General features: G+C 74.4%; 17 protein-coding genes. 11 read left to right on the top strand and 6 right to left on the bottom strand.

Annotated features, from left to right (window positions below; genetic code table 11):
* The first annotated feature begins 12 nt into the window (after positions 1-12).
* Positions 13-1,842: an O-aminophenol oxidase PhsA gene (gene phsA, locus ACFYXE_RS24795; protein ID WP_389316266.1), complete on the top strand. Its 1,830-nt coding sequence runs from the start codon at positions 13-15 to the stop codon at positions 1,840-1,842.
* Positions 1,843-1,851: 9 nt separating this feature from the next.
* Here the strand turns inward: phsA and ACFYXE_RS24790 are convergent, their stop codons facing one another.
* Positions 1,852-2,595, bottom strand: coding sequence for a hypothetical protein (locus tag ACFYXE_RS24790; protein ID WP_389316264.1), 744 nt, complete (start codon positions 2,593-2,595; stop codon positions 1,852-1,854).
* A 350-nt stretch (positions 2,596-2,945) separates the two neighbouring features.
* Here ACFYXE_RS24790 and ACFYXE_RS24785 point away from each other — a divergent pair, with 350 nt between their 5' ends.
* The 3 genes from ACFYXE_RS24785 (at position 2,946) to ACFYXE_RS24775 (ending at position 5,860) form a co-directional block, all read left to right on the top strand.
* Positions 2,946-3,815 carry a LysR family transcriptional regulator gene (locus tag ACFYXE_RS24785; RefSeq protein ID WP_389315757.1) on the top strand — a complete coding sequence of 290 codons (870 nt, stop codon included), beginning with the start codon at positions 2,946-2,948 and terminating at the stop codon, positions 3,813-3,815.
* Between the two features lie 49 nt (positions 3,816-3,864).
* Positions 3,865-4,650, top strand: a complete 786-nt coding sequence (locus ACFYXE_RS24780; protein WP_389315755.1) for a PDZ domain-containing protein — start codon at positions 3,865-3,867, stop codon at positions 4,648-4,650.
* 85 nt (positions 4,651-4,735) lie between these two features.
* Positions 4,736-5,860 (top strand): M24 family metallopeptidase, encoded by a 1,125-nt coding sequence (locus ACFYXE_RS24775; RefSeq protein ID WP_389315753.1) that lies wholly within the window; start codon positions 4,736-4,738, stop codon positions 5,858-5,860.
* 131 nt (positions 5,861-5,991) lie between these two features.
* On the opposite strand, the gene treZ is transcribed toward ACFYXE_RS24775, so the two are convergent.
* Positions 5,992-7,737, bottom strand: coding sequence for a malto-oligosyltrehalose trehalohydrolase (gene treZ / locus ACFYXE_RS24770; RefSeq protein ID WP_389315750.1), 1,746 nt, complete (start codon positions 7,735-7,737; stop codon positions 5,992-5,994).
* 155 nt (positions 7,738-7,892) lie between these two features.
* Between treZ and ACFYXE_RS24765 the strand changes: the two genes are divergently transcribed.
* A complete protein-coding gene (locus tag ACFYXE_RS24765; protein WP_361176246.1) occupies positions 7,893-8,444 on the top strand; it encodes a DUF1707 and FHA domain-containing protein in 552 nt (183 codons plus the stop codon).
* Positions 8,445-8,479: 35 nt separating this feature from the next.
* On the opposite strand, the gene ACFYXE_RS24760 is transcribed toward ACFYXE_RS24765, so the two are convergent.
* Complete coding sequence (locus ACFYXE_RS24760) at positions 8,480-9,769, bottom strand: M14 family zinc carboxypeptidase (RefSeq protein ID WP_361176248.1); 1,290 nt, start codon at positions 9,767-9,769, stop codon at positions 8,480-8,482.
* A 488-nt stretch (positions 9,770-10,257) separates the two neighbouring features.
* Between ACFYXE_RS24760 and ACFYXE_RS24755 the strand changes: the two genes are divergently transcribed.
* Entirely contained in the window at positions 10,258-11,274 is a 1,017-nt protein-coding gene (locus ACFYXE_RS24755; protein WP_389315748.1) for a cytochrome P450, read from the top strand.
* Here ACFYXE_RS24755 and treY read toward each other — a convergent pair.
* Positions 11,210-13,756, bottom strand: coding sequence for a malto-oligosyltrehalose synthase (gene treY / locus ACFYXE_RS24750; protein WP_389316262.1), 2,547 nt, complete (start codon positions 13,754-13,756; stop codon positions 11,210-11,212). The genes ACFYXE_RS24755 and treY overlap by 65 nt on opposite strands.
* Before the next feature lie 90 nt (positions 13,757-13,846).
* On the opposite strand from treY, the gene ACFYXE_RS24745 reads away from it, so the two are divergent.
* The gene (locus tag ACFYXE_RS24745) at positions 13,847-15,148 is read left to right on the top strand and encodes an MFS transporter (RefSeq protein ID WP_389315746.1); all 1,302 of its coding nucleotides are present in this window, start codon (positions 13,847-13,849) and stop codon (positions 15,146-15,148) included.
* Here the strand turns inward: ACFYXE_RS24745 and glgX are convergent.
* On the bottom strand, positions 15,102-17,210 hold the full coding sequence (glgX, locus tag ACFYXE_RS24740; protein WP_389315744.1) for a glycogen debranching protein GlgX: 2,109 nt from the start codon (positions 17,208-17,210) through the stop codon (positions 15,102-15,104). The two genes, ACFYXE_RS24745 and glgX, sit on opposite strands and share 47 nt — an antisense overlap.
* A gap of 158 nt (positions 17,211-17,368) precedes the next feature.
* Between glgX and ACFYXE_RS24735 the strand changes: the two genes are divergently transcribed.
* From ACFYXE_RS24735 to ACFYXE_RS24720, 4 genes are all read left to right on the top strand, one after another.
* Positions 17,369-18,160, top strand: a complete 792-nt coding sequence (locus ACFYXE_RS24735; protein ID WP_389315742.1) for a Tat pathway signal sequence domain protein — start codon at positions 17,369-17,371, stop codon at positions 18,158-18,160.
* Positions 18,161-18,224: 64 nt separating this feature from the next.
* A complete protein-coding gene (locus ACFYXE_RS24730; protein WP_389315740.1) occupies positions 18,225-19,535 on the top strand; it encodes a copper amine oxidase in 1,311 nt (436 codons plus the stop codon).
* Between the two features lie 115 nt (positions 19,536-19,650).
* On the top strand, positions 19,651-20,892 hold the full coding sequence (locus ACFYXE_RS24725) for an SAV2148 family HEPN domain-containing protein (RefSeq protein WP_361171997.1): 1,242 nt from the start codon (positions 19,651-19,653) through the stop codon (positions 20,890-20,892).
* 178 nt (positions 20,893-21,070) lie between these two features.
* Positions 21,071-21,778: a 3'-5' exonuclease gene (locus ACFYXE_RS24720; protein WP_389315737.1), complete on the top strand. Its 708-nt coding sequence runs from the start codon at positions 21,071-21,073 to the stop codon at positions 21,776-21,778.
* A gap of 41 nt (positions 21,779-21,819) precedes the next feature.
* Here the strand turns inward: ACFYXE_RS24720 and ACFYXE_RS24715 are convergent, their stop codons facing one another.
* Positions 21,820-22,683, bottom strand: coding sequence for a phosphotransferase enzyme family protein (locus ACFYXE_RS24715; RefSeq protein ID WP_389315735.1), 864 nt, complete (start codon positions 22,681-22,683; stop codon positions 21,820-21,822).
* Positions 22,684-22,801: the final 118 nt, after the last annotated feature.

Here is a 22,801-nt window from a genome sequence, read left to right as displayed (position 1 = left end):
TTCGACGGTGAACTGACGCCGTTCCTCGCCCCGTTGACCGTCCCGCCCGTCCTGCGGCCCTACTCCGCGGACGTGCGCGAGGAGACCGAGATCGCGCTGCGGCCGACCTGGGTGCGGCTGCACCCGCAGCTGCCGCCGACCCTGATGTGGGGGTACGACGGCTCGGTGCCCGGCCCCACCATCGAGGTGCGGCGCGGGCAGCGGGTCCGCATCGCCTGGACCAACCGCATCCCGGACGGCGAGTATCCCGTCACGGCCGTCGAGGTCCCGCTCGGCGACCCGCGCAAGGACCCGCCGCCCAGCACCGAGCCCGGCCGCGCCGGCGTCGAGCCGAACAAGGACGTGGCGGCCCTGCCCGCCTGGTCGGTGACGCACCTGCACGGCGCGCAGACCGGCGGCGGCAACGACGGCTGGGCGGACAACGCCGTGGGGTACGGCGACGCCCAGCTCTCCGAGTATCCGAACGACCACCAGGCGGTCCAGTGGTGGTACCACGACCACGCCATGAACATCACCCGGTGGAACGTGATGGCGGGCCTCTACGGCACCTACCTGGTCCGGGACGACGAGGAGGACGCCCTCCAACTGCCCTGCGGCGAGCGGGAGATCCCGCTGCTCATCGCCGACCGCAATCTGGACACGGACGAGGGCGACGACCGGCTGAACGGACGCCTGCTGCACAAGACCACCGTCGTCGACCCGGAGAACGCGGAGACGGGCAAGCCCGTGTCCCTGCCCTTCACCGGCCCGTACACCACGGTCAACGGCCGCATCTGGCCCTACGCCGAAGTGGCCGCGGCCTGGTACCGCTTCCGCCTGGTCAACGCGTCGAACGCGCGCATCTACGACCTGGTCCTGCTGGACGAGGACGACCACCCCGTGCGCGGCGTGCTGCACCAGATCGGCAGCGACGGCGGCCTCCTGCCCCGCCCCGTGCCGGTCGACTTCGAGGGTGCCCTGCCGACCCTCACCGTCGCGCCCGCCGAGCGCATGGACCTGCTGCTCGACTTCCGGGGGCTGGCCGGGCAGCGGCTGCGCCTGGTCAACAAGGGGCGTGCCCAGGCCCCCGGCGTGCCCGACGTGCCGAACGACGTGCGCTATCCGCAGGTCATGGAGTTCCGGGTGGGCGAGTGCGCCGAGCCGGACACCTTCGAACTGCCCGAGGTCCTCTCGGGTTCGTTCCGCCCGCTCACGCACGACGTCGAGCACGGCCACCGGCTGATCGTGCTCACCCCGCCCGCCACCAAGGGCGGTGGCGGACACCCCGAGATCTGGGAGATGGCCGCGGTGGACGAGCCCGGTGACCTCCGGGTCCCGGCCGAGGGCATCATCCAGCTGCGCGGCGCGGACGGCAAGGTCACCACGTACCGCAGGACCGCCCGCACGTTCAACGACGGCCTGGGCATCACCATCGCCGAGGGCAGCCACGAACAGTGGAGCTTCCTGAACCTCGCGGTGAACCCGCCGGTGACCCACCCCATGCACATCCACCTGGCGGACTTCCAGCTCCTGGGCCGGGACGCGTACGACGTCTCGGGCTTCGACACCGCGATCGGCGGCACCCGGGCCCCGATCACCGCCGACCCGACGCGCCCGATACCCCTGGCGCCGAACGAGCGCGGCTGGAAGGACGTCTTCCGGGTGCCCGGCGGCCAACTGCTGCGCGTCATGGGCCGGTTCGACGGGGCGTACGGCCGCTTCATGTACCACTGCCACTTCCTTGAGCACGAGGACATGGGCATGATGCGGCCCTTCGTCGTCCTGCCGAAGGAGGCCCTCGCGTTCGACCACGGCGCCGGGCACGGCGGCCACGGGGGGCACGACGGACGGATCGCCGGGTAGGGCGCCGGGTCAGGCCGACGGTCGGGCGGACGTCTGCGCGTGCTCCACGGCGGCTCGGGCCAGGGCCCGCACGATGGGGTGCGGCCGCGTGCCGTCGCCGGCGAGTTCGGGCTGGAAGAGGGTGGCCAGGAAGAAGGGGTGGCCGGGCAATTCGGCGATCCGGGCCTGGCCCTCCTCGTCCTCGCCCGTGAGGCGGAGCCCGTGGGCGCGCAGCGTGTCGAGGTGGGCGGCTGGCCCGTAGGAGCAGTGGTAGCGCTCGATGGACCTGCGCGCGCCGACCACCGACTCGGCGAGCGAGCCGGGGGCGATGGTCACCGCTCCCTCGTGCCCGACCAGGGAGCAGGCGAGCGGCGCGATGAGCAGGTCGTCGGCGTCGGGGTCGTTCTCGGCGTGCGCGACATGGGTCAGGCCGCAGACGTGCCGGGCGAACTCCAGGAGCGTGTGCTGGAAGCCGCCGCAGGTGCCGAGGAAGGGCACGCCGTCCTCGCGCGCGGTGCGGATCGCGGCGAGCGCGCCCGCCTCGCTGCGGTAGGGGCTGCCCGGCAGCACCCACACGGCGTCGAAGCCACGCACCGCGTCCGGCTCCGCGGCGTCCTCGGTCGGGATCCAGTACGCGTCGAGGACGAGGTGGTCCTGGGTGGCGAGGGCGTCCAGGAGGAGCGGGACGCGGGTGTGGGAGGTGACGTTCGGGGAGCGGTCGCCGACGAGGGCGATGCGGGCCACGGGGGAAGAGGACGAGCCGGAAGCAGGCAGGACGGAAGGAGGCAAGGGGGAAAGGGGCGAGGGGGAGAGAAGGGAGGGGGAGAGGGGGGACGGGGAGAGGGGCGGGGAGGAGAGGGGCTTGGTGGGCACGGTGGCGGGGGTCTTCGGGCGTGCGGGGGAGTCCGCCGTGCCGCTGGAGGAGTCCGCCGTGCCGCCGGGGGAGTCTGCCGTGCGCCGGGGGGAGTCCGCCCGGTCCCGGGCGGTGCGGGCTTCGGGGGCGGGCGGGTGCTGCGTCGTCTCGGTCATGTCGATCATCCTGGGCGCGCACCGTGGTTCACGTCCAACGATGAAATCTGCACCCTCCATCAGCATTCCTGATGTCGTGCGGGATGCTGATGGACATGGATCCGCACCTCCTGCGCACGTTCGTGACGGTGGCCCGTCTCGCCTCGTTCTCCGCGGCCGCCCGCGAGCTCGGCTACACCCAGTCCGCCGTCTCCCAGCACATCGCCGCCCTGGAGCAGGACCTCGGCGCCGCCCTGCTCACCCGCCGCCCCGTCGCGCCCACCCCGGCGGGCACGCGCCTCCTGGAACACGCGGGCCCGCTGCTCCTGCGCCTGGACGCGGCCCGCGCCGAGGTCGTCCGCATGGCCGCCGCCCCCGAGCAGGGCCTGACGCTCGCGGCCACCCCGACCGCCCTCACCCGCCGTACGGTCGACGCGCTGCCCCCGGCGGGCGTCACCCTGACCGTGCTGCCCCGCGACGAGATCCCCGCGGCCGTCGCGACCGGCACCGCCGAGCTGGGCCTGGTGGACGGGCTCGCGGCCCCGAGCGACCCGCTGCCGCTGCCCGACGTCGCGCCGCTGACCGCCCGCGGCATCGCGGAGGACCCCGTCGCCGTCCTGCTGCCCGAGCGGCATCCGCTGGCCCGCCGCACGGGGCTGCGCCTGGGCGACCTCGTGGACGCCCGCTGGCTGGACGCCCCGGGCGCCGGGCTGCCGCTGGCCCAACTCCGGTCGGCGAGCGGCACGTCGGGCTTCCGGCCCGCCCTGCGCTACGACGGCACGGACCTGCGGACCCTCATGATGCTGGCCGCCGCGGGCCACGGCCTGGCGCTGCTGCCGCGCGCGGTCGCCGAGCAGGCACCGGGGGCGGTGGCGGTACCGCTGACGGAGCCCCGCGTCGTGCACCGCACGGAGCTGCTCCACGCGGGCACCCTGCGCGGGCCCGCGGCGACGCTGACCGCACAGCTGGACGTCACCCGTTCGTGAGGCGTCGGCGCGGGGTCACTCCGGGTAGAGCTGTGGCCGGAGGCGAGCCATGGATCAGACCACGTTGCGTCCCAAGCCGATGCCGGGCCGGCACGGCGGCCGGAGCACGGGCCCGGCCCCCCGAGGGGGACTCGGCCGGCGCACGGCACAGCGCGTCGGACAGCTCTTCGCCCTCCTCGGCGGAGCCCGTGCGGGACGGCGCCCCGGGAAGCGGCCCGGAGGGCCTTCGCCGGGCGGGAGCCACCGCCCGCACGCCGCGCGGCGCCGCGGCAGACGCCCGACGACCCTGCTGCTCGGACTGCTGGGCGCCGCGCTCCTGCTGTTGTCGGGCGTCGGCCTCGGCACGGTGAGCGCCACCGTCATCGGCATGAGCAAGCTCGCCGAGCTGCGGCAGGACGCCCCGCGGGGCGGGACGGCCGCCCCCGCCCCGCAGCCCTCCGCGCCCGGGCAACCGGCCCCAAGCCGGCCGATCGCCCCGGACCCGGCCACCGGCACGGGCACAGGCACAGGCGCGGGCAGAGGTGTGGGCACGGAAGCGCACCCGGCCCCGCTCCCGCCCCCGACCCGCACCGCGACCCTCGGCGTCGAGGCCGTGGACGCCCCCGGGGACGCGGGCGCCCTGCTGACCGGCGTGCACATCCCGGGCCCCGGCCACACCGCAGGCCTCGTCCGCGGCGACACCCTCCTCCGGTTCGGCGGGACACGAGTCGCCTCGGCGACCGGCCTCGCCTCGGCGGTCGGCGCCGCACGCCCCGGCAAGGAGGTCACCCTGACGGTGCGCCACGAGGGCGGCGGCCGGCAGCTCCTGACGGTCCGGCCCGGTGTGGTGACCTGACCCGCGCCGCACGCCCCGGCGGGGCCGGGTTCGCGGGCGGGCACCGGTGCGGGCAGGATGCTGGCGTAGACACCAGGAGGTCCTCATGAGCAGCGCGCCCGCGCCCTTCACCGCCGACGACTACAAGGCCCGCATGGAGCGCGCCGCCGCCACGGCCGCGGACGCGGGCCTGGCGGGCGTCCTCGTCGCCCCGGGCCCCGACCTCGTGTGGCTCACCGGCTACCGGCCGACCGCGATCACCGAGCGCCTGACCGTCCTCGTGCTGGCCGCGGGCCGCGAGCCCGTCCTGGTCGTGCCCACCCTGGAGGCCCCGGACGCCGCGCGGGCCGCGGGCGCGCCCGCGCTGACCCTGCGCGACTGGACCGACGGCAAGGACCCCTACGCGGTCACCGCCCCGCTGCTGGACGCCACGGGCCGCTTCGGCGTGAGCGACAACGCCTGGGCGATGCACCTGCTCGGCTTCCAGCAGGCACTGCCCGACACCTCCTACGTCTCGCTGACCCGGGCGCTGCCGATGCTCCGCGCCGTCAAGGACCACGCCGAGCTGGAGCGCCTCGCGGCGGCGGGCGCGGCGGCCGACGCGGCGTACGAGGAGATCCAGCAGGTGCCCTTCGCGGGCCGCAAGGAGACGGACGTCGCCGGTGATCTGGCGGACCTGCTGCGGCGGTTCGGGCACGAGCAGGTGGACTTCACCGTCGTCGGCTCGGGTCCCAACGGCGCCAACCCCCACCACGAGGCGGGCGAGCGCGTCATCGAGCACGGCGACATGGTCGTCCTCGACTTCGGCGGCCTGCTGCACGGCTACGGCTCGGACACCTCCCGCACGGTCCACGTCGGCGAGCCGACCGCCGAGGAGCAGCGCGTGCACGACGTGGTGCGCGAGGCCCAGGCGGCGGGCTGCGCCGCGGTGCGGCCCGGCGCGGCCTGCCAGGACATCGACCGCGCGGCCCGCGAGGTGATCACCGAGTTCGGCTACGGCGAGCGGTTCATCCACCGCACCGGCCACGGCATCGGCGTCACCACCCACGAACCGCCCTACATGATCGAGGGCGAGGAGCAGCCGCTCGTGCCGGGCATGTGCTTCTCCGTGGAGCCCGGCATCTATCTGCCGGGACGCTTCGGCGTGCGCATCGAGGACATCGTGACGGTCACCGACGAGGGCGGGCGGCGGCTCAACGCCACCGCCCGCGAGATGGCGATCGTCGGCTGAGACCAAGGCGTTCCCCCCCCCGGCGCGCAGGCCCATGACGGGATGACGCCGACCCCTCCAGGCCGACACCGCCCAGGGGTCTCCTTGCGATGCCCCTCCTAGGCGGTGGCCAGGATTGTCTCCGCGATCCCCTAGGCGGTCGCCAGGATCACGCACGACTCCGCGGGCAGCCGCACCACCCCGTCCGCGCCGGGCGCGGTGACCGGCTCCCACGCGGCGAGCACGCGCGCGTGGCGGCCGTCCAGCGCCACGGAGACGGCCTCCTTGCCGAAGTTCACGGCGATCCGCAGGTCCCCGCGCCGGAACGCGAACCAGCGGGCCCCCTCGTCGAAGGCGACCCGCACCGCCGCCAGGTCGGGGTCGGTGAGGTCGCCGCGGGAGCGCCGCAGGGCGATCAGCTCGCGGTGCCAGGCGAGCAGCCGCGCGTGGTGGCCGCCGCCGGGCTCGGACCAGTCCAGGCAGGACCGTTCGCGGGTGCCGTGGTCCTGCGGATCGGGGATGTCCTCCTCGGCCCACCCGTGCGCCGCGAACTCCCGCCGCCTGCCCCGGCGCACGGCGTCCGCGAGCCCGGCGTCGGTGTGGTCGGTGAAGAACTGCCAGGGCGTGCGGGCGCCCCACTCCTCGCCCATGAACAGCATCGGCGTGAACGGGCCGGTCAGCGTCAGCACGGCGGCGCAGGCGAGCAGCCCGGGGGAGAGGGACGCCGCGAGCCGGTCGCCCTGCGCGCGGTTGCCGATCTGGTCGTGCGTCTGCGCGTACCCCAGGAAGCGGTACGCGGACGTCCGCGCCCGGTCCACCGGCCGGCCGTGGGCGCGCCCGCGGAACGACGAGTACGTCCCGTCGTGGAAGAACCCGCGCGTCAGCGTCTTGGCGAGAGCGGCCAGCGGGGCCCGCGCGAAGTCCGCGTAATAGCCCTGGGACTCGCCGGTGAGCGCGGTGTGCAGCGCATGGTGGAAGTCGTCGTTCCACTGCGCCTGCAGCCCCAGGCCGCCGTGCGCGCGGGGGGTGACCAGCCGCGGATCGCCGAGGTCCGACTCGGCGATCAGGGACAGCGGCCTGCCGAGCTCGGCGGCCAGCGCGTCGACGGCCGTGGAGAGTTCCTCCAGGAAGTGGCACGCGCGCGTGTCCCGCAGCGCGTGCACCGCGTCGAGCCGCAGGCCGTCGATGCGGTAGTCGCGCAGCCAGGCGAGCGCGCTGCCGATCAGGTACGCGCGCACCTCGTCCGAGCCGGGCGCGTCCAGGTTGACCGCGGACCCCCAGGGCGTCTGGTGGGTGTCCGTGAAGTACGGGCCGAACGCGGGCAGATGGTTGCCGGACGGGCCGAGATGGTTGTGCACGACGTCCAGAAGGACCCCGAGCCCGTGCGCGTGCGCCGCGTCGACGAAGCGCTTCAGCGCCTCGGGCCCGCCGTACGGCTCGTGCACCGCCCACAGCGACACCCCCTCGTAACCCCAGCCCCACTGCCCGGGAAAGGGGCAGAGCGGCATCAGCTCGACGTGGGTGACGCCCAGCTCCGCGAGGTGCCCGAGCCGGTCGGCCGCCGCGTCCAGGGTGCCCTCGCGGGTGTACGTCCCCACGTGCAGCTCGTACAGGACGGCGTCCCGCACGCCGCGCCCCGCCCAGGGCGTGCGCCACGCGTACCGCTCGTGGTCGACGACGGCGCTGCGCCCGTCGGGCCCTTCGGGCTGGCGTCGCGAGCGCGGGTCGGGCAGGACCGGGCCGCCGTCCACCGAGAAGCCGTACCGCGTCCCGTCCTCGGCCGGGGCCTCGGCCGTCCACCACCCCGCGCGGTCCCTGTCGCGCCGCAACGCGTGCGCGGAGCCCGCGCACTCCAGCTCGACCCGCTCGGCCTCCGGCGCCCACACTTCGAACCTCACCGACGCTTCCCCCTCGTCCGCCGTCCGCCCGACCGCCCGTCATCCCTGCGTCCCATGGTGCGTCAGAAGCCGTTGCCGCGTAGGGGGAAGCCGACGATCGGCCGCCGAACCGCCCGATCTGGACACCCGGGGCGAGGGTGCCCGACAATCGCCTGGTGACATCCTCTTTCGAGTTCTCCACCCACCCCGCGCGGGTGACGGACGCCGAGCGCGACCGGGCGCTGGACGCACTCAGGGAGGGCGCGGCCGTCGGCAGGCTCTCGCACGACACGTTCCTGGTGCGCATGGAACTCGTGCTCGCCGCCAGGGAACCCGACGAACTGGCCGCTCTCACCGCCGACCTGCGGACCGAGGGCCGTTGGTCGCGCCGGGTGCTCGACGGTGTCGGCGCGGTCTCCGGATTCACCATGAAGCTGCGCAGGGCCTGGCAGGCCGAGCGGCTCCCCAAGCTGTTGCTGCCCTCGCCGGACAGCCCCTACCCGCTGCGGATCGGCCGCGACCCCGCGAGCGGCCTGCGCCTCAGCCACGACACCGTCTCGCGGGTGCACGCCGAGCTGCGGCGCCAGGGCGGCCTGTGGGTGCTGCGCGACCTCGGCTCGACCAACGGCACGTCCGTGAACGGCCGCCGCGTCATCGGCGCCGCACTCGTCCGGGACGGCGACCTGGTGAGCTTCGGCCGGATGGCGTTCCGCCTCGCCGTGCACTGACCCTCCGAGGCGGCGGACCGCCGCGCCGGGTCCGCTCACCCGAGGCCGCGGCCGCGGTCCAGATCGGCCTGCACGCGCGCGTGCACCGCGGCCGCGACCGTCGTGCGCGACTGGTGCTCCACCTGGTCCTCCAACGGCACCCAGCGCGCCCTGAACCGCTCGGCGAACGCCTCGCTCCACTGCGTCACCAGCCGGTCCAGGCGCGGCGCCGCCCGGTCGCCCGCCTCGTCCAGGACCCGCAGCAGCATCGCGGCGGCCCGCAGCGGCAGCCGCCTGCCGAACGCGTCGACGCTGCCGATGTACGCCATCGACGTGCCCGCGGGCGGCAGCCTGCGCCAGTCGTCGGCGAGGCCGGGCACCAGCGCGAGCGCCCAGCGCGCCGCCCGCAACAGCGGCCCCTCCGGACCGGAGAGGCGCGGCAGCGCCTCGCCCAGGATCTCCTCCACGAGCCGCGCGTCGTGCCGCAGCCGCCCCGCGAGCGCCCGCATGGCCCGCACCGGCGCCGGATGCGTCGCCGGATCGTCGACCAGGTCGCTCGCCCACATCGGCACCTCGACGATCGCGGTGCGCCCGCCGTAGCGGTGGGCGTGGTGCCAGGTGGTGAGCCGGGCGTCCTCGGGCAGGCTCGGGTAGGCCGCCTCGACGCCGGGGCCCGGCAGCACGTGCACGCCGGGGCCGGAGACCGGCCAGCCCGCGGCGTCCGACGCGCCCGTCTCCACCGGGATGTGCAGCTCGGCCGCCGACTTGGCGAAGGGCTCCGCGAGCCCGGGGATGTCCTTCGTCAGCTGGACCCAGCTGCCGCCCAGGTCCGTGCCGTGCAGGGACACCTGGAGGTAGGGCCGCAGCTCGTCGATGACGCCGGTCAGCGCGCGCGTCTCCGGCGGCAGCCGGTCGGGCGGCAGCACGGAGGGCGACCACTCGGGCTGCTCGGGGCCCGCCGGGCGGAAGAAGTTGCGGTGGTAGTCCAGGAGCGTGCGGGGCGCGGGCGTGCGGTGCAGGCTCGCGCCGTCCGGGTCCGCGCACAGCAGGAAGTGCCAGGAGGCGTCGCTGCGCAGGCGCGCGTCGCGCAGGGTCAGCTCGGCGAGGTGCAGCAGCGTCGAGCCGCCGGCCGGCTCGTTGGCGTGCGCGCCGGCGACGACCAGGACCGCGTGCGGGGAGCGCCCCACCGACAGCAGGTGCAACGGCCGCCCCGCGCGCGAGGAGCCCACCTCGCGAAGAGTGCCGAGATCGGGCCGGTGGGCGGCCAGTTGACGTGCGGAGAAGACCAATTCAGGAACACTGGGATAGTGCTGCACCGCCAGTTGGCCCCCCGTCCGGTCCGCCACCGAGGCAATCGCAGTACGCCACGCGTGGGGAGAGGTGTCAAGGACGCGAACGCCGGGCCGCCCTCACTCGAACGGCCGTACGCGGCCTGCGGTGCGGCCCGCGCGGTGGTCGGCTTGGACACACCCGCGCGGCCGCTCGCCGCGCCCGACGCACAGGTGGGAGCCCCGCGGTGCGCTGCGTCCCCGTCCCGCCCGACGGTCCGATATCCGTCACGACGACGTACCCCCTGACTGGCACAGCTGGCACAGCCGTCCCGGAACGCGCTGCGGAGCGCCGCTCCGCCACCCCGGGCGCCCCCGCCGAGGCCGTGCGCGCCGCGGCGGCGGCGCCGACGGGTCCCGCGCCCGAGCCCCCCGCGCGGGTCGCGCCCCCGCCGGGCCCGGCCCGGTGGGCGCCGCCCCGCCCCGCACCCCCCAGCCTCTTCTCGCCCGGCGCCGCCCGGGACCCCTACCCCGCCTTCCGGGCGCTCCGGGAGAGACATCCGCTGGTGCGCGACGACCTGCTCGGGGCATGGCTGGTGAGCCGGTACGGGGACGTGCGCGCCGCCCTCGCCCGGCCCGCGCTGCACGCGGTGCCGCCCGGGCGGACCCTCGCGCACCTGGAGGGCGCCACCCACCGCGCCCACCGCGACCTGGTCGACCCCGGCCTGCGCGGGCGGGCCGTCGCCGCCCTGGCCGCGGGCGCCTCCCGCACCGCCCACGTCCTCGCCCACCGGCTCGCCGCCCGCCGGGAGGCCGACCTCGTCGCCGAGTTCTGCCAGTGGCTGCCGACCGCCGCGGTCGTGGCCGCGCTCGGACTGCCCTACGAGGACACCGCCCGCGTCCAGCAGTGGTGCCGCGACGGGCTCACCCACCTCGGCGGCCACCACCACGAGCTGGACGCCCGGCTCCGCCCCCACCTGGCCCGGCGGCGGGCCCGCCCCGGCGACGACCTGCTGTCGGTGCTGTGCACGGCCGAGGTCGCGGGGCGGCCCCTGTCCGACGAGGCCGTGACCGGTCTCGTGGGGTCGCTGCTCGGCGGCGGCGGCGAGACCACCGCGCTCGCCCTCGCCTCGTTCCTCGCGAACCTCCTCGACCACCCGGACCAACTGGAGCTGGTCCGGGCGCGGCCCGGCCTGGTGCCCGCGGCGTGGGCGGAGTCGCTGCGCCGCGATCCGCCCGCGCCCGTCGTGCTGCGCCGCGCGGTCCGCCCGGTCGTCGTGGCGGGCACCTCACTGCCCGCGGGCGCGGTCGTGGCGTGCCTCGTCGGTGCCGCGGGCCGGGACCCCGCGCGCTTCCCCGACCCCGACCGCTACGACGTCCTGCGCGGGGGCCCGGGACACCTCGCGTTCGGCGCGGGCCGCCACTCCTGCCTGGGCGCCGAGCTCGCGGGGCGCGTGGCCGCGTACGGCCTGCACGCGCTGCTCGACGCCCTGCCGGGGCTGCGCTGGGCGCCCGGCTTCAGACCGGCTCCCCAGGGGCTGCTGACCCGGGGGCCGCGGGTGCTGCTCGTCCGTCCCCGGTGAGCGGCGCGCCGTCGGGCGCCGCGACCCGTGCCAGGAGGGCCACCGGGACGGCGCCGAAGAGCTCCGCCACGCGCGTGTGGCCCGTGAACTCCCGCTCCGGAGCGAGCAGGTCGGCCCACCGGCCCGGCGGCAGCGTCAGCGCCGTCTCCCGCCAGCCGCCCGCGTCGGCCAGCCGCAGCGACAGCCGGGTCGCCGCCGCCACCACCTCGCCGGAGCGGGCGAACGCCACGCAGTGCGCGGCGCCGGGCCCTTCGGCGGTCAGCGGCTCGTAGGTCGCCGTGCCCCCGAACAGCTCGGGGCGCCGCCCGCGCAGCCGCAGCGCCGCCGCGGTCAGCGCCAGCTTCTCCTCCGAGAGGTCCCAGCGTTCGCGCTGCGTGTCGAGCCGCTCCAGGACGTGCGGCTGGAAGCGCACGGGCCGCCGGTTGTCCGGGTCGACCAGCGCCCGGTACTCGCCCTCCGTGCCCTGGTAGAGGTCCGGCACCCCGGGCATCGTCAGCTGCAGCAGCGCCGCCCCCAGGACGTTCGCCCGCACGTGCTCCGCCAGGTCCCGCACGAAGGACGCCACCGCGTACAGCGGCGGCCCGCACGGGCCCGCGTCCACGAACGCGGCGACCGCCTTCTCGTACGCCTCGTCGGGCTCGGTCCAGCTCGTGTGCAGACCCGCCTCGCGCACATGCTTGAGGAGCGCGTTCTGCAGCCGTGTGTCGTAGGGGAAGCCGAAGCCGACCGACGTCTGCCAGGCGGCCCAGGCCAGTTGGGGGTCGGGCGCGCAGGTGCCCCCCGCGCGCGTGGTCTGCTCGGTGAGCTCCACCAGGAGGTCCGCCCACCGCCCGGGGCACTGCGTCAGGACGGAGATCCCGGCCCGCACGTCGGCGCTGCGCTTGGTGTCGTGGGTCGTCAGGACGGTCCCCGAGTACGGCCAGTCGCGCTGCACGCGCGCGCAGTACGCGTGGAAGTCCGCCACGGTCACCGCGGGCCGCTCCGGCGCGCCGCCCACCTCCGCCGCCGACAGGAGCGGCGCGTGCCGGTAGAACGCGGTGTCCTCGACGGCCTTGGCGCGCAGCGCGGACGAGGTCTGCGCGAACCGCGCCCGGAACTCCGCCACGGCCCGCGAGGTCCGCGGCGCCTCCCCGGAGTACTCCCCGGGGCCCTCCGCGGGGTCCTGGGCGCCCGCGTACCGCCCGAGCGCCAAGTCCCGTACGACATCCACCGCCTCGGCCTCCTCGGGCACCCCGAAGGCCGCTCGGGCCTCGTCGGCCGCGCGGGCGGTGAGCACCGTCTCGGGGGCGTCGCCGCCGGAGACGTAGGGCCGGTAGACGGGCAGCCGCACGAGCAGTTCCCGCAGCGCGGTGCGCAGCGCCCACGGCGCGTGGTCGCGCAGGTCGGGGTCGGCCGCGCAGATCGCGGTCGCCGCGCGCGTGAGCCGCTCGACCTCGGCGGCCAGCTCGCGGGTGACGACCTTGTACGCGGCCCGGCGCACCGTCGCGTCCCAGTCGCCGCCCCGGTCCGACGGCGGCGCGGCGAAGCGCCGGTACTGGCCGAGCAGTTCCCCCGCGCCCGCGGGGTCGGTGAGGACGCCGTCGACGTGGCGCAGCGCGTCGTACCCGGTGGTGCCCGCCACCGGCCAGGCCGCGGGCAGCCGCTCGCCGTCGGCGAGGATCTTCTCGACGACCGTCCAGCGCCCGCCCGTCGCCTCGTGCAGCCGCCGCAGATAGGCGCCCGGGTCCGCGAGGCCGTCGGGATGGTCGATGCGCAGGCCCTCGACGACGCCGTCGCGCAGCAGTTCGAGGATCTTCCCGTGGGTCGCGGCGAAGACGTCCGGGTCCTCGACACGCACCCCGATGAGGTCCGAGATGGTGAAGAACCGCCGGTAGTTGAGCTCGGTGCGGGCGAGCCGCCACCACGACAGGCGGTACCACTGGGCGTCCAGGAGCTCGGGGAGCGGCAGCCCCGCGGTGCCGTCCCGCAACGGGAACGCGTGCTCGTGATAGCGCAGGGTGTCGCCGTCGACCCGTAACTGCCCGGTCTGGTCCCCGATCCTGCCGCCGAGGAAGGGCAGCAGGACGCGCCCGCCGCCCGCCGCCCAGTCGATGTCGAACCAGCGCGCGTACGGCGACCGCGGGCCCTCGCGCAGCACCTCCCACAGCGCGTGGTTGTACCGGGGCACGGCCGCCATGTGGTTGGGCACGATGTCCACCACCAGGCCGAGCCCCGCGGCGCGGGCGGCGCGGGACAGGGACCGCAGCCCCTCCTCGCCGCCCAGCTCGCCCCGCACGCGCGCGTGGTCCACCACGTCGTAGCCGTGCGTGGACCCGGGCACCGCCTCGAGGACCGGGGACAGGTGCAGGTGGGAGACGCCGAGCGAGGCCAGGTAGGGGACGGCCGCCTCGGCGGCAACGAAGGGGAAGTCCGGCTGCAGTTGGAGCCGGTAGGTCGCCGTGGGGGGCGGGGGGACCGCGGGCCCGGGGCGCTCCGGCGTCATGCGCGTCATGCGAACGTACGTACCCGCCTGGGCGGCTTTCGTGCCATCGACTCATGCGTGTCCGCTCTACGACGTCGTTAGCGTCGGACGATGGCTGAGAACACGCGGGACGCGTACCGCAGGGTGATCCGGATGACGGGGGCGCCGCTGCCCGTCGTGTCGTTCTTCGGCAGACTCCCCGTGGCCATGATCCAGTTCGGCAGCGTGCTGCTGGTGACCGAGACGAGCGGGTCCCTGGCCACCGGCGGGATCGTCGCCTGCGCGCTCGCGCTCGGCCAGGTGACGGCCGGCCCCTTCGTCGGCCGGCTGGCCGACCGGCACGGCCAGCGCCGGGTGGTCCTCGCCTTCTCGCTCGCCAACGCCGTGGCGATCACGGCGTACACCCTGGGGGCCCTCGCGGACCTGCCCACGCCCGCGCTCCTGGCGCTCGGCGCCCTCGCGGGCGCGACGATCCCCGGCATCGGCCCGCTGGCCAGGGCCCGGGTCGTCCCGCTGGTGCGCGCCCGGGGCGGCGACGACCGGCTGGTGGGGACCGTGCTCTCCCTGGAGAGCACCATGGACGAGCTGTCCTTCGTGCTCGGCCCCGCCCTGGTCGGCCTCGCGGCGGTCGCGGTCCACCCGGCGTACGCCTTCCTGACGGCCGCGCTCCTGGTCGCCTGCTGCGGCACGGCCTTCGCGCTGCACCCGACGGGACGCACCCCCAGGGCCGCCCCCGCCGCCGGGCCGCGCGCGCGGGAGGAGCGTCCGCGCCTGCCGCGCTCGGTGTACGTGGTGCGCGTCGGCCTGCTCTTCCTCGGTGTGCTGCTCGGCGCCTGCGGGGCGGGCATCACCGCGCTGACCGACGAGCTGGGGCAGCCGGGGCAGGCCGGGCTCGTGTACGCGGCGATGGGCGTGATGAGCGCCGTGGTGGGGCTCTCCATGGCCGCGCTGCCCGAGCGCTTCGGGCTGCTCGCGCGCTGGCGCGTGGCGACGGCGGCCGCGGCGCTCCTCTCGCTGCCCCTGGTGTGGACCGACAGCCTGGTGGGTCTCTACGTAGTGGTCACGTTCTTCGGCGCGATCTACGCCCCGAACCTCATCACCGGCTTCGCGCTGACCGAGCGTGCCGTGCCGCCGCAGCGGCTCGCCGAGGGCATGACGTTCGCCGCGAGCGCCTTCGTCGGCGGGCAGGCGGTGACGCTCGCGGTGGCGGGGCGGCTCGCGGAGTCGCACGGCGCGGGGGCGGCGTTCGCCCTCGGCAGCGCGGCCGCGGCGGTGGCGTTCGTGATCGCCCTGATCGCCCGCCACCAGCCGCCCCGCGCCGAACCCCGCGGCCCGGCCCGCGGGGCCGGGCCGACCCGCCCCGCCGTCACGCCGGACGCTGCAGCACCGCAAGGCTCCGGTCGGTCAGCGTGATCCGGTCGCCGGCCCGCACCTTGGGGCCCGGCTCCGGCGGCACCCCGTCCTCGTGCGCCGTGTCGACCACGAGCTGCCACTGGCGGCCGTGGTTGACCGGCACCACGAACTCCAGGGGCTCCGGCGACGCGTTGAACATCAGCAGGAACGAGTCGTCCGAGATGCGCTCGCCGCGCGGACTCGGCTCCGAGATGGCGTTGCCGTTCAGGAACACGCTCAGCGCCCGCGCCTGCGCGGCGCCCCAGTCGCGCGGCTCCATCTCCTCGCCCTCCGGGGTGAACCACGCGATGTCCGACAGCTCGTCGTGCGTGCCCTGGACCGGCCGGCCGTGGAAGAAGCGGCGCCTGCGGAAGACCGGGTGGTCGCGCCGCAGCATCGCCATCGTGCGGGTGAAGGCCAGCAGCGCGTTCTCACCGTCCGGCCAGTGCACCCACGCCAGTTCGTTGTCCTGGCAGTAGGCGTTGTTGTTGCCGCCCTGGGTGCGCGCGAACTCGTCCCCGTGGCTGAGCATCGGCACGCCCTGGGAGAGCATCAGGGTGGCGGTGAAGTTCCGCATCTGCCGGGCCCGCAGGGCCAGGACGTCCGGATCGTCCGTCTCGCCCTCGGCGCCGCAGTTCCAGGAGCGGTTGTGGCTCTCGCCGTCCTGGTTGTCCTCTCCGTTGTCCTCGTTGTGCTTCTCGTTGTACGAGACGAGGTCGTGCAGGGTGAAGCCGTCGTGGCAGGTCGTGAAGTTGATCGAGGCGAGCGGGCGCCGCCCGTCGTCCTGGTAGAGGTCGGACGAGCCGGTGAGGCGGGAGGCGAACTCCGCGAGGGTGCGCTGCTCGCCGCGCCACAGGTCGCGCACCGTGTCGCGGTACATGCCGTTCCACTCGGTCCACAGCGGCGGGAAGTTGCCCACCTGATAGCCGCCCTCGCCCACGTCCCAGGGCTCGGCGATCAGCTTCACCTGGCTGACGACCGGGTCCTGCTGCACCAGGTCGAAGAAGGAGGAGAGCCGGTCGACCTCGTGGAACTGCCGGGCCAGCGTCGCCGCGAGATCGAAGCGGAAGCCGTCCACGTGCATGTCCGTGACCCAGTGCCGCAGCGAATCCATGATCATTTGGAGGACGTGCGGCGAGCGCATCAGCAGCGAGTTGCCGGTGCCCGTGGTGTCCATGTAGTAGCGGGGATCGTCCGTGAGGCGGTAGTACGAGGCGTTGTCGAGGCCCTTGTAGGAGAGGGTCGGGCCCAAGTGGTTGCCCTCGGCCGTGTGGTTGTAGACCACGTCGAGGATCACCTCGATGTTCGCCTCGTGCAGCGCCTTGACGGCCTGCTTGAACTCCAGGACCTGCTCGCCCCGGTCGCCCCAGGAGGCGTACGCGTTGTGCGGGGCGAAGAAACCGATGGTGTTGTAGCCCCAGTAGTTGTTGAGCCCCATGTCCACCAGGCGGTGGTCGTTGACGAACTGGTGGACGGGCATCAGCTCCAGCGCGGTGACGCCCAGCTCCGTCAGGTGCTCGATGACCGCCGGATGGCCGAGCGCCGCGTACGACCCGCGCAGCTCCTCCGGCAGGTCCGGGTGCAGCATGGTCAGGCCCTTCACATGGGCCTCGTAGAGCACCGTCTCGTGGTACGGGGTGCGCGGCGGCCGGTCGTCGCCCCAGTCGAAGTACGGGTTGACCACGACCGACGTCATCATCCGCGGCGCCGAGTCCAGGTCGTTGCGCTCGTCCGGCTCGTCGAAGTGGTAGCCGTACACATCCTCCCCCCAGTCGATGCGCCCGCTGACCGCGCGCGCGTAGGGGTCGAGCAGCAGCTTCGCGGAGTTGCAGCGGTGGCCCTGCTCCGGGGCGTAGGGGCCGTGCACCCGGAAGCCGTAGCGCTGCCCCGGCATGATCCCGGGCAGGTACGCGTGCCGCACGAAGGCGTCGGACTCGCGCAGCTCGATGGCCGTCTCCGAGCCGTCGTCGTGCAGCAGACACAGCTCCACACGCTCTGCGGCCTCGGAGAAGACCGCGAAGTTCGTACCGGCTCCGTCGTACGAGGCACCTAAGGGGTACGCCTGTCCAGGCCAGACCTGCATGAAGAAGAACCCTTCACTCACGCCCCCTCGGCTCGGGGCCACATTGGCCAGAGTCTGCCCGAAAGTGGGGCAACCACTACGGAGTTGAGCCCGTCTAACCGTCTGACCACATACTCGGTATGCCCACCAATGGGGCGCCAGGGGAGTAGGGGGAGTAAGTGCGAGAAATAGTCAGACGCCACCTCGGGAAGGTGGTGGCGGGCGCGGCGGTCGCGGCCGCGGCCACCGCCGTGCTGGTCGGCGTCAGCCTGCCGGGCGGGGAGCCGGGCGGGTCGGGGGACCGCCAGGCCAACGCGGCAGCGGCGAAGCAGGACGCCATCGCGAAGGACGGCGTCGTGGAGGCCGCGCCCGAGGAGGGCGCGAAGGGCATCGGCAGCGACCCGCTGACCGACGAGGAGATCGAGCGCGCCGAGAAGGCGTCCGTCTCCGGCCAGCTGCGCTCCAGCGCGCGTGACGTCGAGGGGGACCGCGGCCCGCAGCTGCTGTCCACGAACCTCAGCGAGCCGGAGCCGGCCGACGACGGTGCGGCGGCGCCGCGCCGGGCCGAAGTCGTCTACTACGACTACAAGAAGGACACCGTCATCACCAAGACGGTCGATCTGGAGACCGGCAAGGTGGATGACACGGTCACCACCCAGAACGTGCAGCCGCCGCCCAGCCAGGAGGAGCTCGCCGAGGGCGCCAGGCTGCTGATCGCCGACCCGCTCGGCAAGGGCCTGAAGAAGGACTTCAAGCACGCCACGGGCAAGGCACTGACCGGACCGCAGCAGCTGCAGCTGAGCGGCATGGTCTTCCGCAAGGAGACGGTCGAGCGCGTGCCGTCCGGTCTCACCGAGTGCGGCAAGAACCGGTGCCTGCAGGTCGTCACCAAGGTCAAGAACGGTCCGTGGATCGACACCCGGGCCCTCGTCGTCGACCTGAGCACCCGCACCGTGGGCCGCCTCGGCTGATCCGGGCCGCCCGCGCACGCCACCACACGTCACCTTCTCCTCGTTCGAGGGAGTCCACTCAGCAATGCACGTCAACAGAGCTTCGCGCGCCCGCAAACGGGCCACCCTGGCCCTCGCGGTCACCGCGCTCCTCGGCGGCGCCTTCACCGCCGCATCACCCGCCTCGGCCGCCCCGCCGGCCGCGCCCACCGCCGCAGCCGACTGCAGCGACGCCTACAAGATCGAGCAGACCGTCGACGGCGGCACGACCTGGCGGATGTGCTGGCACTACAACACGCTCTCCGGCCTGATCCTCGACAAGATCAGCTACCAGCCGAAGGGCGAGCCCAAGCCCATACCCGTCCTCACCAGCGCCCGGCTCGCCCAGGTGCACGTGCCCTACGACGACGGCCAGGCCGAGTACGACGACGTCACCGGCACCGACTTCGGCCAGGCCCTGCAGAACCTGAACGCCGGCGAGTGTCCCGGCGGCACCATCAAGACCGTCAAGGTCCCGCACCGGGGCAACGTGAAGGGCCTGTGCGCCACCACGCGCGCGCGGGGCCACGCGTACCGCCTCAACGACGACGCCTCCACCGGCGGAAACGGCAAGCTGTACACGGGCCAGGGCAAGGACCTGCTGGTCTACACGGTGAACAAGGCCTCCTGGTACGAGTACATCACCGAGTGGCGGTTCTCCTCGGACGGCACCATCACGTCCAATGTCGGCGCCACCGGCAGCCTCTCGCCGTTCGACTACGACGGCGGCGACGACCGCGGCTGGCCGATCGGCAAGGGCCAGCAGGCCAAGGCCGAGAGCCACGCCCACAATGTCTTCTGGCGGCTCAACTTCGGCCTGGACGGCTCGCCCAAGGCCAAGGTCGAGCAGTACGACTCCAAGGTCACCCCGCCCACCGGCGACGGCAGCCCCACCACCAAGACCACCCGCACCAAGGTCACCAAGGAGCTCGCCGGCGACCGCAAGGACATGCGCTGGTGGCGCGTGGTCAGCGCGGCGGGCAAGAACAAGGACGGCCACCCCAGGTCGTACGAGATCGTGCCCGGTCCCAGCAACAAGCACGCCGGACGGCCCTTCACCAAGCACGACGTGTACTTCACCCAGTACAAGGCGTGCGAGCAGTACGCGAGCAACAACCCCGGCTGCCCCAACGGGACGCCGAAGAGTGTCGACAAGTGGGTGAACGGCCAGACCCTCGACCACCCGGTCACCTGGGTGCACATCGGCTTCCACCACATCGCGCGCGACGAGGACCAGCAGCCGATGCCGGTCCACTGGCAGGGCTTCTCGCTGGCCGCGCGCGACGTCACCGCTATGAGCCCGCTCACTCCGCAGGACCTGGCCGACCAGAACGGCCAGCCCCCGATGGGCGGTTGAGAAACCACCCTGCCCATCGGGCTGCACCGCCCGCCGCTCCCGGAGTACCCTTCCTTGATCGTTGACCGGGGGAGTGTCCGGGGGATTTCCCGGGGGAGCGGAAGGCGGTGCGCGGGTGAGCTCGGGTGGTCGGGAGCTGCCCCCTGGTGACGAGGGTCACGAGGGGAGCTCCGCGGACGTACCCTCCGGAGCGGTGTCCTTGGCGCGGCCGATGGAGATGGGATCTCAGATCGGACCCGAACTGGACTGGGACGCCGACGCCTGGCGCGAGGTCCGTACGCGCGCCCAGCGGGCCGGGCGGGCCTACATCTGGCTGAATCTGGTGGAACAGCGGCTGCGCGCGGTCGTGGCCGCTGTTCTGCGTCCCGTCTACGAACCGGTCCACGCCGACGACTGGGTCGTCGCCGCGGCGGGCCCCGCCGGACAGGAGTGGGTCCAGCGGGCGGTCGCCGTGCGCGAGGTGAGCCGCCGCAAGGGCTATCTGCTGGACCCGGCCGACGACAACATCCTCAGTTTCCTCACGCTCCCGCAGCTGCGCGAGCTGATGGTGCAGCACTGGCCGTGCTTCGAGCCCTATCTGGACGACCGGCGCGACGTCGAGCTGGCCCTCGACGAGCTGGAGGTCACCCGCAACGTCGTCTCGCGCAACCGCGCCCTGTCCGAGGTGGTCCTCGCCCAGGCCGAGCGGGCCTCGGCCCGGCTCCTGGACATCCTCGGCGCGGGCACCGACACCCCCTCCGCGCGACGGCTGCCCGTCGACGCCGTCGAGGACCTCGTCGGCGACCGGTACGCGGACGTGGTGGGGGTGCACTCGGACCGGGTGCGGCTGCTGCGCCAGTTCCCCGCCGAGGACATCTTCGGCGGCGCCCGCCGCCTCGACGCCATCGGGATAGGCCTCAACCTCCTCGTGCAGAACTTCTCCGGGCGCCGCCTGGTCCGGCTCGCCGAGTCCGGCTGCCGGGTGCGGCTGCTCTTCATCAACCCGGCGAGCAGCGCGGTCAAGCGCCGGGAGCGGGAACTGGGCATAAAAAAGGGCGAGTTGAGCCGCTCGGTCGAGATGAACATCCTGCACATGCGCCGGGTCAGGGCCCGGCTGCGCGATCCCGGGGCCTTCGAGATCCAGGTCTTCGACGAGACCCCGCGCTTCACCGCGTACCTGGTGGACGGGGACGGCGCGGACGGCATCGCCGTCGTCCAGTCCTATCTGCGCAGGACGCGCGGCATGGAGGCGCCGGTCCTGGTGCTGCGCGGCGGCAGCAGGGTGGTGAAGTCCGGCGATCCGGGCGAGGGGGGCCTTTTCGTGACATACCGCGAGGAGTTCGAGCTGGCGTGGGCGGACTCCCGGCCGGTGTCGTGAGTTGCGGGCGAAGGGAAGACGAAGGGGAGACGAGGGGAAGGCGAAGGGAAGACGAGGGGGAGGCGAAGGGAAGACGAGGGGGAGGGCGAGGGGAAACGGAATGCGCCCCTCGGATTGTCAGTGGCCCATGGGATCGTGGTGGTCACTGGGGGAAAGCACCACGAGGAAGGGGGCGGCCATGGGCTGGCACCAGGAGCTGCTGATCGGTTTCGACCTGGAGACGACGGGGACGGAGCCGAGCGAGGCACGCATCGTCACCGGGGCGGTGATCGAGGTCAAGGCCGGTGAGACGCTGGGCCGCCGCACCTGGCTGGCGGACCCGGGCGTGCCGATCCCGGCCGAGGCGGTGGCCGTGCACGGCATCACGGACGAGCGGGCCGCCGCCGAGGGCCGGCCCGCCCCCGAGGTGGCCGACGCCCTCGCCGAGGTCCTCACCTCGTACTGGCAGGCGGGCGTCCCGGTCGTCGCGTACAACGCGGTCTTCGACCTGAGTCTGCTCTCCGCCGAGCTCCGCAGGCACGGGCTGCCGTCCCTGCGCGAGCGGCTGGGCGGCGCCGAGCCGGGACCGGTGATCGATCCGTACACGATCGACCGCTCGGTGGACCGCTACCGCCGGGGCAAGCGGAATCTGGAGGCGGTCTGCACGGAGTACGGCGTGACCCTGGAGTCCGCCCACGACGCCGCCGCCGACGCGCAGGCCGCGGCCCGGCTCGCGTGCGCGATAGCCGACCGCCACCCGAAGGTCGCGGCCCTCGGCCCGGCGGAGCTCCACCGCCGTCAGATCGAGTGGTACGCGGACTGGGCGGCGGACTTCCAGAACTTCCTGCGCAAGAAGGGCAAGGCGGACGCGGTGGTCGACGGCGAGTGGCCGCTGCGCCTGCGCTAGCCGCAGGGGCCGCTCAGCAGGGGCCGTTCAGACGGGGCCGCTCAGAAGGGGTACCAGCGCACTGCCGGGTCCCCGTCCCGCAGCGACGCCACCCGGCGGCGGAATTCGGCGAGCGCCCGGGGATTGGTCGGCGCGTGCTGCGCGACCCACGCGCAGCTTGCCGTCTCCCGGGCGCCCCGCAGCACCCCGCACCCCTCCCACTCCCGCACGTCCCACCCGTACGCCGACACGAACCCGTCGTACGCCTCGGGGCCGAGTCCGTACCGGTCGCGGGAGAGCGCCATGACCACGAGGTCGTGCTCACGCAGGTCGAAGGAGAAGGTCTCCAGGTCCACGAGCACGGGCCCGTCCGGTCCGACCAGGACGTTGCGCGGCAGCGCGTCGCCGTGGATGGGCCCGGGGGTCAGACGGGGCGTCAGGGCGGCTGCGGCCGCCGCGAAGCCGTCCCTGCGTTCGCGCAGGTAGTCGGCGTCGGCCGGGTCGATCGCGGCGCCCGCGAGGCGCAGCCACCGCTCGACGCCGCCGAGCAGCTCCCGGCGCGGGAGCTCGACGGAGGGGGCCTCCAGCGCGTGCACCCGGCGGATCAGCGCGCCGAGGTCGCGCGGCTCGGCCGGGCGCACGGCCTCGGGGAGCCGGTGCCAGACCGTCACCGGATGTCCGTCCACCAGGCGGGCCTCGGACTCGGCGGCCCGCACGGCGGGGATCCCGGCCCGCTCCAGCCAGGCGGCGACGGCCAGCTCGCGCCGGGCCCTGGCGAGCAGTTCGGGGGCGGCCCGGCCGACCTTGACGACCCGTCCTGCGACGGCGAACACCGCGTTCTCGCCGAGCGCGAGCAGCTCGGCCCCGCTCACCGGAACCGTCAGGTCCGCCGCGTCCAGGACGTCCCGCGCCCGTGCCTCGTCCATTCCGTGCCTCCCGCACCCGTTGCCCCGTTCGCCCGACAGTCTCGCATTCGCACAGGCCAACCGGTGTGCGAGGGCGCGCAGCTGCTTGACGTACGCGGACCGCGTCAGCACGATGACG

This window comes from Streptomyces sp. NPDC002564, assembly GCF_042889645.1.
In the GTDB taxonomy this organism is placed as follows: Bacteria; Actinomycetota; Actinomycetes; order Streptomycetales; family Streptomycetaceae; genus Streptomyces.
This window is presented reverse-complemented; position numbering and strand designations above follow the sequence as displayed.